Annotated in this window: 10 protein-coding genes; 6 read left to right on the top strand and 4 right to left on the bottom strand. The window is 63.9% G+C overall.

The annotated features are described in order from the left end of the window. Window positions 1-244 precede the first annotated feature (244 nt). The 3 genes from GIY56_RS17560 to GIY56_RS17550 all read right to left on the bottom strand — a co-directional run bounded on the left by GIY56_RS17560 (window position 245) and on the right by GIY56_RS17550 (window position 4,472). Complete coding sequence (locus GIY56_RS17560) at window positions 245-841, bottom strand: hypothetical protein (RefSeq protein WP_154766149.1); 597 nt, start codon at window positions 839-841, stop codon at window positions 245-247. Window positions 842-1,258: 417 nt separating this feature from the next. After that, a complete protein-coding gene (locus GIY56_RS17555) occupies window positions 1,259-3,223 on the bottom strand; it encodes a DUF927 domain-containing protein (protein ID WP_196053689.1) in 1,965 nt (654 codons plus the stop codon). A 337-nt stretch (window positions 3,224-3,560) separates the two neighbouring features. Then, window positions 3,561-4,472, bottom strand: coding sequence for a DUF3320 domain-containing protein (locus GIY56_RS17550; RefSeq protein ID WP_154766147.1), 912 nt, complete (start codon window positions 4,470-4,472; stop codon window positions 3,561-3,563). 395 nt (window positions 4,473-4,867) lie between these two features. Here GIY56_RS17550 and GIY56_RS17545 point away from each other — a divergent pair, with 395 nt between their 5' ends. Further along, window positions 4,868-5,104 (top strand): hypothetical protein, encoded by a 237-nt coding sequence (locus tag GIY56_RS17545; RefSeq protein WP_154766146.1) that lies wholly within the window; start codon window positions 4,868-4,870, stop codon window positions 5,102-5,104. Between the two features lie 348 nt (window positions 5,105-5,452). Here the strand turns inward: GIY56_RS17545 and GIY56_RS17540 are convergent, their stop codons facing one another. Further along, window positions 5,453-5,644, bottom strand: a complete 192-nt coding sequence (locus GIY56_RS17540; protein WP_154766145.1) for a ribbon-helix-helix protein, CopG family — start codon at window positions 5,642-5,644, stop codon at window positions 5,453-5,455. Window positions 5,645-5,758: 114 nt separating this feature from the next. On the opposite strand from GIY56_RS17540, the gene GIY56_RS17535 reads away from it, so the two are divergent. The 5 genes from GIY56_RS17535 (at window position 5,759) to GIY56_RS17515 (ending at window position 11,138) form a co-directional block, all read left to right on the top strand. Then, a complete protein-coding gene (locus tag GIY56_RS17535; protein WP_154766144.1) occupies window positions 5,759-6,277 on the top strand; it encodes a hypothetical protein in 519 nt (172 codons plus the stop codon). 166 nt (window positions 6,278-6,443) lie between these two features. Then, the gene (locus GIY56_RS17530) at window positions 6,444-7,538 is read left to right on the top strand and encodes a GIY-YIG nuclease family protein (RefSeq protein ID WP_154766143.1); all 1,095 of its coding nucleotides are present in this window, start codon (window positions 6,444-6,446) and stop codon (window positions 7,536-7,538) included. Between the two features lie 236 nt (window positions 7,539-7,774). Next, entirely contained in the window at window positions 7,775-9,979 is a 2,205-nt protein-coding gene (locus tag GIY56_RS18910; protein WP_196053688.1) for an AAA family ATPase, read from the top strand. A gap of 92 nt (window positions 9,980-10,071) precedes the next feature. Further along, window positions 10,072-10,551, top strand: a complete 480-nt coding sequence (locus GIY56_RS17520) for a DUF6634 family protein (protein ID WP_154766141.1) — start codon at window positions 10,072-10,074, stop codon at window positions 10,549-10,551. Between the two features lie 176 nt (window positions 10,552-10,727). Next, window positions 10,728-11,138: a metallophosphoesterase gene (locus GIY56_RS17515; protein ID WP_230312616.1), complete on the top strand. Its 411-nt coding sequence runs from the start codon at window positions 10,728-10,730 to the stop codon at window positions 11,136-11,138. Window positions 11,139-11,184: the final 46 nt, after the last annotated feature.

The following is an 11,184-nucleotide window of genomic DNA, read 5'->3' as shown; positions in this document are numbered from 1 at the left end:
GACGTCGCTATGCACGTCTCTTAGCCGATCACCCCACGCTCAGGCAGGCGGTGGAAATCGGGCGGTTACGCCGCGCCCACCAGCGAAGGTCGTTCACCGTAGCGATACAAAGGCAGCTATCATGTGGGAAGCCATCGTCTGCTCTTTCGGGGCGCCTCAGCGCGATGATAACCGATCCGCACACGACCGAGTTATGTTTTCCAGTGCAAGCCTGCCCGGAACGTTTATGGCGGGGCGAGCTTGTTCAACGATTGAGGCGAAGCAGCGCAACAGACGATGTCTTGCCGTTGCGGGTATTCTCTTCACGCCGATCATCATGATTGTGATACGTGGCCACCGAAATATCGAAGCGTTCGTGAAGCAGTCTCTCAAATCGTTTTACGGAAAGGCTCTCACCGACCTGGCCAAAACTGGCGTCGAGACAACGCAACACGAAAGCAGGGATAAGATAGACCATGACGCGGTCGAGGTCACGAAAGTCGAAAGCGAGATGATAGTCGAACGCAGCATGCACCTTCGCTCCCTTCCGCTCATAAGGGTTTGCGCGGAAAGAACGCGGAAAACTCAGCCGGTCTTCGTCAGAGGCAAAGCGGCAGACGTGGATGTAGTATTCGCGACCCAGCCTTTCCATTGAGAACACGTCAGATGAACGCATGTGGCCGGGAACGGCCCTTGCATTGAAAAGCTCCCGAGCGAACATTCTCGCGTAGCCTTTCTGAACCCACACGTGGTCGGCGATGACGTCGAGCAGATACTCTTCAGGAACATTATACCCATGCCCGGCATCACCAACGGTAAATTCAATCAAGTGGGCAGTCAAAGGACGCTTCGGGAATTCCATGTTTCTCTCCATTGGATTTCCTGAACTATATCTGAATGTTCCCAGTATTTGAGAACTAACTGCCTGCAAGGCCACGCAAACCTGTGGATTACGATGAGACCCTGTCCTCATAGCGCAAGATGCGAAAACAGGCACAGAGCGCGGTCGTGTACTAGCTGCTGAAGCTTGACGAAGTGGAACCTTCCAGGCACCGGCCAAGGCCACCTACGGAATGGCTAAGGCCGGGTGCACCATCCAGGATCCTGACCCACAACGATCAGCATTGACGGTTGTAATGCGTCCTCTGCGCCCCATTAGCGAGAGCCGGCGTCGGTACCGATGCGTTCATCCTGATGAGTGGGACGATGCATGCGGTCAGCGTTGTCTTCATCAACTGTCAACCGATCGCGGATCACCGTCCCAAAGCCGCACTCAGCCTCACCTGTCATCCTCCTCAATCATCTTGCGGTCGATCCGATACACCCGTGGCCGACCCGAAACCTTGGTGGCAGGCAGCTTGTATTGCAGTGAACGGGCTTCCCCTCCGGGTTTCAGGACCCCGCAGTCCGAGAGGGACTCGAGCAATGTAGCCGGATCGTCGAACGCATCTCGAGCCTCATCGCTGCGGAGATAGACATGATTTTCGTCGCGCCAACCCAAGTTGTCATCCCTTGCCTCAGTCGGTCCCTGCGGCTCCAGGTCGATGATGCGTTCGGCATTCCGGTGGATGTAATCGCGCAGCGATTGCACATGGAACGTCGCGCCTGTGTCGGTGCCCTGGTCAGGATGCCGGGCAAGACGTAGCATATGGTGCGCGGCCTCTCGCGCCGTGCCGGGCGACCAGGGCAGCAGGCCGAGGGCGATGGCCATCTCACCCGCCTGGCTGATGAGGGCAAAACGTTCGGCCACCAGGTGCAGGGTAGGCCCGGGGCTTGCCGGATCCTGGAACGTTGCCGGCAATGCGGCTGCGAACTCTTCTGCCAAGCCGGGCAGGGCTTCGAGGAGGTCCGTGGTGACCTGTTCGAGATTGGCGACAAGGTGGTCGAGAAATGCCGGCAGCAGATGACCGTGATGGCGCCGCATCGCAGCCTCAAGGGCTCGCGCGAACCGCAAGCCGTCGGGGTGCCCGTGGAGATCGTCCAGCAGGCCGTGCCGTCCTTGTGTCGCGGGAATGTCGATCATCCGCAGGGCCAGGGCCGATGGGGGGCTTTTCTTCTTGCGCTGCAGGAGGGCGGAGATGGGCAGCTCGGACGTCGACAGCACGATGCGCCGGAAGCGGCGGCTGCCATCCGGATCGCGGGACGCATCGACGCGCCCTGCCCCGCCGTCGTCGCCCAGGGCCAGCACAGCCTTGAGCAGCTTGGCACCGGGATCGCGGGGAAGGGCGTCGAGGGCCAGAAGACCGTCCTGCGCCTCCGCGCTCTGGCGGTGCAGACCCGTTTCGGCCGCACTCCAAGGGGACAAGGAGGCCGGATCACCGGCGGCGCTGATCGCCAAACGCAACAGCAAGGACTTGCCGGTTGCCGAGGGCCCAAAGATGTTGAACCCTGCCGTCTCGATCCCGGCCAGACGCAGAAGCGGACCCCCAAGCGCCGCGCAGATGGCGAAAATCAGCGCATGATTGCCGGCAGCCATCGTGGCCACCTCGTGCTGCCATCCCTCCAGCATGCCGGTCGCCTGCCTGCCGGCCGGACGGAACCCCGTCAGAACGACGGGCGCTGCCGCATGGGGATGCCCATGATGAACGATGCCATCCGCGCGCACGAAACTCAGCCCGCCATCGGGGTCTTGAAACCAGCCTGACCGATCGGTGCGCCAGCTGTATGCGATGCCCTCCCATGCCATGATGTATTGCGCCACGAAGACGGCGCTTGCGTATCGGGCCAGACCCAGGTCGATGAGGCGTGACAGAAAGGCGTCCCGCGTGAGGTCAGCTTGCGCGATCGTGGCTTTCTGGAGCCGGCCGTCACGGGCGACAAACTCCACCGCCGCGGCATAGCCGCTGCCGTCCAGGCGGCGCGGAAAGCTGACGACGCGCAGCGGACCGCAGATCGGGCATCCTTCCCGGTCAACGATGGCATTGAACCGCTCGTTGTATACATAGCCTGCCGGCATCCGGCGACAAAGCGCCTCGATGAAGGCCGCGACGGGCGAGACCTCCTCTGCGTCATCGGCTGTGCCACCCGGTGCGGCAGGGTGATTGTCTGGCCTCGCCTCTCCAAGGTCCGCACGGTCCGACACTGCGGCCTCGGCATTTGCGTCTGCCCGGACCGAAAAAACTGTTGGACCGTTGGACGGTCGGACCGCCTCTCCCGGCATGACGCGCAAGGCAGGACACGCGGCAAGGTCTCTCGCAGGGCCTGCCTCGGTCGGATGGGTGCGGTCGGGGGCCTGGTCTTCCATCCGACGGAATGCGTCGGTATTGGTCTTAAGGGGCATGGGCACAGCTCTTTCGGCCGCAGGCGATGAGCGCTGCGGAGGTGTCGGTTCGTCCTTCTGGACCGGGAGGTCGCTACAGATACCACGAGCATGATAACCGTTCCGGCACGCAAAGGCAGTGCGCCGGCCATCGAAACCTGTGGATTGCGGTCATGAGCCTGCAAATGCTGGTCTACGAGCGCTGATGCTGCGGAAGACGGCCGCTTCCTGATGCCTGCAAGGCATCAGGGAAGGAAGCGTTCAGGCCTACACTCGGCCGAGACCAGAACATCGATGCTTCGGATAAACGCTTCAGGCGGCATCAGCCCTCCGAGAGGACGACACGCTCGCCCTGTCCATCTGCCGGGAGCTGCCTCTGGTTCCGCCAATCGATGATCGAGGGATTGGCCTGCCACCAGTCCCGGTAGGCTGTAAGAAGCTCTCGGGTTGATTTCACGAGGGATTTCACTCCGGCGAGCGCGGCAGCCGCCCGGACGGGATCCTCGGCAGCTTCCAGTTCGTCCCCGTTGCGGTCGAGGAGATCGGCCCATTCATGGCGCGAGATGTCGGCCAAGTCGCGGTCACGCCTGCCACGCCAAGGCGCGCGCGGGCCGAATGTTCCTCTGGCCCAGACAAAGGGTCGCTCCCGACCGTTGGTCTCAGGCTCGGCATGCAGTTCGACCCCATCGAGGCATGCTCCGATCCGATCCAGGATCCTGGTGCCCCTTGAACTGTAGCCGTGCCGTCTTGCCATTTTGAGTTCCAGAACGTCGAGGGGCAGCGGCCCCTCGGCCGCGACGATCTCGGCAATCAGATGTCTCAGCTCGGACTTGTAGCTGGGCATGTGGAACAGGTCTCGGAGGCTGGCTGTCCCAGAATGCGTCCCCAGCCTCTTATCCGGCTCTGTCATGCTCATGGGATGCTGCCGGATCAGCTGGCTCGTATCATCGATGACAAGGCCACTGTGCTGCCCGTCCGGCGAAGGCGCGACGCGGATCCACATGGCTTCTCGGCGCTGCCGTGCATCGGCATAGAGTGACAGCAACTGGCGGACCTCCTCCACCTGATCGCGCGGAACCCACCGTTCGATGCGGACCTCGTTCCTCGCCTTTTTGCCCGCGCGAAAGCTCTGGTTCTGTTCCTTTTTCGCATGCACCCTGGCTAAGGCCTGGCGGGCAAGGCTGTCTTTGTCGCGCTTGGACAGCCTATTGAAGGCGGCATCGACGTTGGTCATGGCATCAGGTTCCTGTTGCAGTGCAGGTCTTTCGGAACATATTCGAGGCCGTCCCTTTTTCGACAATGGCTTGTCCACAGGTTTCCTCAATGACCCTTGAATTGTTCAGGATCGGGCGGGCCACATCAGCAAAACGATCGGCAACAGGGTGAGCCCCGACCAGGAATGATCGGCACGGGTCTGGCTGGCCGGGCGAAGAGGGCTAGGTCATCCGGAAGGCACTACCGGTAGTGGCATCCGGAGCATCTGCCGGTCAGATGCACGACAGGTTCTGGCATAGTTTCCGCAACGTCCTCCCATTGCCCGATCCATGCACGATGGCTGCTCCAGTCCGCAAGATAGCCTTCCGTTTCGCTCCTCTTTCCATATTATCCCGCTCGGTAACGCAGGCCTGATTGGCGGTCATCGTGTTTTCGCACACCGTTGCCGTTCGGCAGGGCCAGTCGGATCAGGTCAGCCAGGTCGATTTTTTCAGGCGATTTTTCCCGAAATTCGGCAAAAAAGGATGTCTCTGCACGGGCGTGGCGTTGGGAGGAACTGTCTCAGAAGGAAGGGTCAGTATTCAGCAAGCTGGGTTTTTTGCAGGAAACGCTGCTATCCATCGAACTTGCAGGCGCGTCGATTGCTGGTGAAAGGCATGACCTGCAAACTGTTTCGCAGGCCTACCGTCGTGTCGGACGTTGAATTCGTTCTGATGGGTCATCGGCAGGGAGCCACATTGGCCAAGACCACATTGCGGCCAGGTAGTATCGGGAGCAGGGTGAGAAACAAGGACTCCATGACAGAAGGATGCGAAGGTCCGAGGAGGTCCAAGAGAGTTTCAAATACTGCAGAAGTGGGACGCCATGTTGCAGCCCCGCACCATGATTTCGCTGCTGCGAGTGTTTGGTCAACCGAGGACGTTGCCGCGTCCTACCATCGGGTAGTTGCCCAAGGCACGGTCAAAATTGGCCATTCCTGCTACCTCCGACAACTGTTCATTATTCCCTCTCAGGCGGGTCTGTCAGTTCCAGCCATTGGACGAGTGCGCGCCTGATCATCTCAGGGCGAGTCGGCAAATCACTCTCGACACGCCGCCGGTTGTCGATGGCTTCAATCAATTCGCGCGGAAGTCGCAACGTGACTGGTTCAGTGTCTGAACGAGGACGACCAACCGTAGCTTTTTTTTCCATCACCGAGCAACAGTTCTTGATTTTTAGAATTTACGACGTTATATATAGCGAACTCCGGCAAGAATGGTCCTCTAGCCGGAGTTCTGACCATAGAAACTCATCCAAGGAGATCCCATGGCTACCCCATCCCATACACCGCGCCCCTTCTACGTTGAAGCGCCGAGTTCATCGAACTATTCTTTCCCGACGCGGTTCGTCGGGCTGCTCAACGTGCTCGCCCATCACATCCGCTGCGAAGAGGCTCTGTTTCAGAGCGACCCGTCCGATCCGTGCCACGATCGCTTTTCCAGCGACGCCGCAGAGGCACGCGTTTCGCTTGACCGTGTGCTGGACAGGGTCGCCGCTGTGCAGGACGTTGCCGGTACCGATGTGCCGCTCTACCGGATGGCGCTCATCATCCGTGATCTGGTGCGCAACGGCACAGCCCCGGTGTTCCGCCGCCAGGCCGAGGAAAGCATGGCTCTGGATCTGGTGGTTCCTGGCGAGGATGCCGCTGAGGTCCGGGTCCGCAAGATGCTGCTCGCTGCTCGCAAACGGCTGCTCATGATGGCGGATATCCCGCTTTATCAAAGTGCCCGCACCAGGACCGACACGGCAGCGGCTGCGGATGTCCCTGCTCCCCAGGCGGCCTGACGCCGCGCGTTCCTGACCCCTGACAACCTCGACGGACCGACCCGGCTTTGCCCGGGCCGGCCCCTCTGCGCCCTGCCCGGTCCCTTTCGGCCGAGGGTCATCGTCCCGCGTCCACGCGGGCCGCGGGCGGCTGCCTGTCCACCTTTTATCCAAGAGAGTCATCTCCATGACCGATCCTATCCCCAACTTCCTCGACGCGGCGTTTTCCGGTGACGATCGGAGCCCTGCCTCCGTCAACTTGCCCATCCTGGATCAATGGCAGGGGTATGCCGAGGACAAGGGCTTCGAGATCGTCGCCCGTGGCCCCGACCGATACCACCTGCACCTGCGCTGCGAGCGCTGCGGGGGGACCATGATCTGCAAGATCTTCACCCTGCGCACGGCCCAGCCGACCTGTCCGCACTGCCTGGAGGCCCGTTGGCGGGCGCTCTGCGAGGCGGCAGGCGTGACCTATCTGGGGCGTGGCGATCGCCCCAACTATATGCGCGTCCTGCTTCCCTGCGGCCACGAGACGAACCGGCAGCAGGAGCTACTCGAACGGGTCCGACGCGGTGCGACCGCCATCCGTTGCGCGGTCTGTCTTGAGGACCGGCTGCAGGCTGAGGCGCGGGCGCGCGGCTGGTCGCTGATCGGCGACGATCCGGAGGGCAGTCAGCACTACCGCCTGTATCGGCATGACTGCGGACACCGGCAGCGGGTTGCCCTGGGGAACATGGTCACCGGGCGGTTTACGTGCGGGGGCTGCAGCGAGGGCTGGACACGCGACAAGAGCCATCTTTACATGATGCGCTTCGTGCTGAGGACAGGACGGGAAGCAGTCAAAGTGGGCTTTTCCCGTGATCCCGTCTCGCGGCTGCGTCATCAGCTGATCACCGAGCGCGACCAGGACGCACGGCTCATCCGCACCGTCGAAGTGCCCACCGGCCATGAGGCCATGGCCATTGAGAAGGCCCTGCATACCACCCTCCGGCAGCGGCATCCCGAGGCTGTGCTCGACCGTGCGGAATTTGCGGGTGAGGTGAAGGTCCTCTCCGAACTCTACGCTGCCCGGATCGAAGCCGAGATCACGGCGCTTCTGGACAGGATCGAGGTCCGGCTCAGACGGCGCGCCAGGCGCCGCGAGAAACGCCGCCTCAAGCGCCTGCGACGGCGCCTCGCGCAGAGCCAGGCGCCTGCCTGCCCGGCGGCGGAAGGCTCCACCCTGGCCAGCCGCTTACCCCCTGCAGCGACGGACAAGCTCTCACCCTCTGACCCGGGATAAGAACCCGCCAGCCTGATCGAGAGCCCCCGAGGAACAGGCCAGGATGGATGCCCACCTGGTCCCCTTCTTTCTCCCCTGTCTTTCTACTGCCCGAGCCACTCGCACTCGCGCCCATACCGCATCCGGGAACACACCCGGGATGCCGCCTTCCTTGCCGGAGACACCCGATGCCCCCTGCCCCGCCTGTTCTCTCGACCTCTTGCCGCCCCGCCTGGTGGGACTTGGCCCGGACCGCCGTGATCCGCCTTCTGGACCGGGAGGCTGACGGCCCCGTTGCCCCTGCCCGTTCTCAGCCTGGCAGGGGCAACACCAAGGCGCCTTCCGAAAGCGACGGGACTTTGTCGACCGACGCCTCCTGGGCGAAGGCCTGGAACGAAGAGCGAGGCACGGACAAGGCGAACCTTCCGAGGTCTCGGGCATCGTCGGATGCCGCGAACGGCAGTCCGGCTGCCTCCTGGGTGGACAGGATCGTCCCGCTGCCGCCGGGACCGGCGCCTGTTCCCCCTCATCGCCTTCTCCTCCTTGTCCGCCTGGCCGCGAGTTTGGTCAGCCCGGACACCGTGGACCGGCTCCTGTCGCCCGGCGCCCTGACCCTCCTTGAGGGTGTTCCCGTCGATGATCTGGATGGCACTCGAGACCTGCTGGAATTCGTCCTGCCCGCGTCCTGCACCATCTCCTCGAACTCAAGGATCGTGGCCGAGGTGCCAGACCTCGTGGTGATCCGGCCCACGCTTGCCGATGGCCGGATCAGCGACTACGCCCTGCGCGAATACCGCCGCGACGTCGTGGCGGCGCTGCAAGCCCCCGCGCCGATCTTGATCCTGCAGCCTCCAGCGGCCGCCCTGCCGGAGGGCCTGCCGGACGTCGGGATGACCCGCATCCCCTACGCGCCTTTGGACCAGGACATGGTGCTGGCACTGCTGCACTTCAGCCACTCGGGAGAGCACGACCTTGATGAGGCGGCGCTCAGGGCGGCCCTGCCGCCCGACGCGGTCCTCGCAGGGCTGGAGCCGCTGTCTCTGGCGCTCGCACTGCGCGCACCTACGGCTATCGCGATCGCCACGAGGCTTGCAGCCATTGCGGCTCCCGCGCCACATGATGCCGGATCGGCGCCCAGCCTCGACAGCTTCGCAGGCGACGCGCCTGCTTTGCGCGCCGCGCGCCAGATGGTGGCTGACCTGCGGGCCTGGCGCGCGGGCCAGATCGGCTGGAACGAGTTCTTGCGGTCTCTTTTGCTTTACGGGCCTCCGGGCAGCGGCAAGACCTGTCTGGCGCGGGCGATCGGCACCAGTGCCGGCGTGACGGTCGTCTCCGCCACTTTCGGGCATTGGCAGGCCGCGGGACATCTGGGCGACATGCTGCGCGACATGCGCCGCTCCTTTGCCGAGGCCCGCACCAAGGCCCCAACGGTCCTCATCATCGACGAGATCGACTCCGTCGGCTCGCGCGAGGACCGCGACAGCCAGAACCCGTCATACCGACGGCAGGTGGTCAACGCCTTTCTGACCGAACTGGACGGTATTACGCAGCAGGAAGGCGTGATCGTCATCGGCACCTGCAACGACCCGAATGCCATCGACCCGGCGGTTCTGCGGCCGGGCCGGATCGACCGGCGAGTGGAGATGCCGCTGCCCGACAGCGCGGCGCTGCAGGGGATCCTGCGGCACCATCTGCCGGACTGGCCCGAACCGGATCTGCTGCGGCTCGCCCGCTCTGCCGTGGGCCTCAGCGCGGCCGAGGTGGATGCCGCCATCCGCCAGACCCGCGCGGACGCCAGGGTTCACGGGCGGGCCCTTCTGCCCGACGATTTACGCATCGTCTTCGCCCCGACCCTTGATGACGGCGACGCCTACCGGGTGGCGCTCCATGAATGCGGCCACGCCCTTCTCTGCGCGGCGCTGCGCCTCGGACCGGTGCATCGCATCGCGCTCGGGCGAAAGGGCGGCGGCATGACCCATGTCGATCATATCCCGGGATCAGCCTCCCTGTCGCGCCTGCGCGATGAGATTGCCCAGCTTCTGGCCGGCCGGGCCGCAGAGACCGTGGTGCTGGGCACTGTCTCGAGCGGTGCCGGCGGCGGCAGGACATCCGACCTGGCCCGGGCCACTGCGCTCGCCACCGGGATCCACATCCGTTTTGGCCTGGGCACCTTCGGACCCCTCTGGCTCGGCGAGGCGGACAAGGCGCTCTTGTCCGATCCGGACACGCGCGGCCTGATCCGCGGAGAACTCGGGGCCGCCGAAGCGCGAGCCCGCACCATCCTCGTTGCCAACCGGGAGATCCTGGAGGGCATGGCACGAGCGCTCCTCGCTGTCCGCGAGATGGACGCCGAGGCCGTCCGGCCCTGGCTGGAGCGGGTGCGCCATGGGCCGGCAGAGGGCGAGAGCGATCCCGGACATTCCGAGCGCCCCAGGGATTCCGACGATATCGCGCCGGGCTGAAGGCCCGGGTGCCGGATCCCTGACGCACAAGGCAGCCTCGCCATCGCAGCTGTCCCCGATCCCCCGTTCCTGCCGTCTTTCGGAGATACACCATGACTGGCGACGACCCCTTCTGGCTCGAGCAAATCCTCGCCGCCATCGACGAGGCCCAGGCCGGCCCGACGGCCGAGGACCTGGCTGCGGCCCCCTTGCTGGATCCCTGGCACCCGATCCTGACTCTGGATGTTGCACCGCTGCTCATGGGCCATGTCAGTGGCCACCCGATCCTCGGCACCACAAGGATCACCACTTCGCGCCTCATTACCCTGGATCCTGGTGACCGCTGGGCACGGACGTGTAGCCGCTGGTATCGACTGGGTCGGCCGATCGGACAGCCTGTGGCTGATCCCGAAGGCATGAGAAGCAGGACGCCGACGCGCGGCGACATGGCTCGGCTTGCGCTCGACGTCGCACGCTTGGGCTGTCTGCCTGTTAGCAATCGAGCCCTGCTTGATCGGCTGATGGCCTCTTTCGTCGCCCAGCTGCGCGCGCACTGGGTCAAGGCCGCGGCTGAACGCGCGGCGAGACACTGATCCGATGGCGATGCGGGGGTGGGCAAGAGCCTGCCCCGGCCACGCTTCCCGCGAAGGCCGGACTGATATCCAGAGCGGTCGTGACCTGCGGCCGGGTGTCGCCGAAGGGCGATCGCTGCGACCCGGCGGCGCGGCCGCCTGCCACACATGCCCTGTGATCCTGAAGGAAACCACCCTTGATCCTCGTAATTGCCGACTTGCATCTCGATGCATGGATGCGCGACGGACGCGATCCGCTAGCAAGCATCGCCCCGGTCCTGCCGCACCTCGATGCGCTGATTATCGCGGGCGACCTAAGCAACAACCCCGTCTTTCAATGGCCGCGCTCCCTGGCGCGCATTGGACAGCTGATCGACCCATCTCGCACCTGGATCGTACCGGGTAACCATGATTACTGGTCATGGCGCATCGACGGCGAGGACCGCTTGGCGGAGATCGCCAAAACAGCGGGCGCCCATCTCGCGCAGAAGCGGGTCATCGACATCGGGACTGTCCGGCTGCTCTGCGCCACCTTATGGTCGGATTTTCAGTTGACCGGCGACGCGCCCGAGGCGATGCACAGGCGAGATATGGGCAAAAGTTGGTGACGCTTGATCAGGCGGCGGCTTGAAGTTGGCGGAGGCCGTCGCGGAA

It is taken from the genome of Paracoccus lichenicola (assembly GCF_009708075.1).
Lineage (GTDB): Bacteria > Pseudomonadota > Alphaproteobacteria > Rhodobacterales > Rhodobacteraceae > Paracoccus > Paracoccus lichenicola.
This window is presented reverse-complemented; position numbering and strand designations above follow the sequence as displayed.

What these genes read in the sequence shown, in the direction of transcription:
- GIY56_RS17560 (WP_154766149.1), bottom strand. Translation starts at nt 841, where the DNA reads ATGGAATTCCCGAAGCGTCCTTTGACTGCCCACTTGATTGAATTTACC.
- GIY56_RS17555 (WP_196053689.1), bottom strand. Translation starts at nt 3,223, where the DNA reads ATGGAAGACCAGGCCCCCGACCGCACCCATCCGACCGAGGCAGGCCCT.
- GIY56_RS17550 (WP_154766147.1), bottom strand. Translation starts at nt 4,472, where the DNA reads ATGACCAACGTCGATGCCGCCTTCAATAGGCTGTCCAAGCGCGACAAA.
- GIY56_RS17540 (WP_154766145.1), bottom strand. Translation starts at nt 5,644, where the DNA reads ATGGAAAAAAAAGCTACGGTTGGTCGTCCTCGTTCAGACACTGAACCA.
- GIY56_RS17535 (WP_154766144.1), top strand. Translation starts at nt 5,759, where the DNA reads ATGGCTACCCCATCCCATACACCGCGCCCCTTCTACGTTGAAGCGCCG.
- GIY56_RS17530 (WP_154766143.1), top strand. Translation starts at nt 6,444, where the DNA reads ATGACCGATCCTATCCCCAACTTCCTCGACGCGGCGTTTTCCGGTGAC.
- GIY56_RS17520 (WP_154766141.1), top strand. Translation starts at nt 10,072, where the DNA reads ATGACTGGCGACGACCCCTTCTGGCTCGAGCAAATCCTCGCCGCCATC.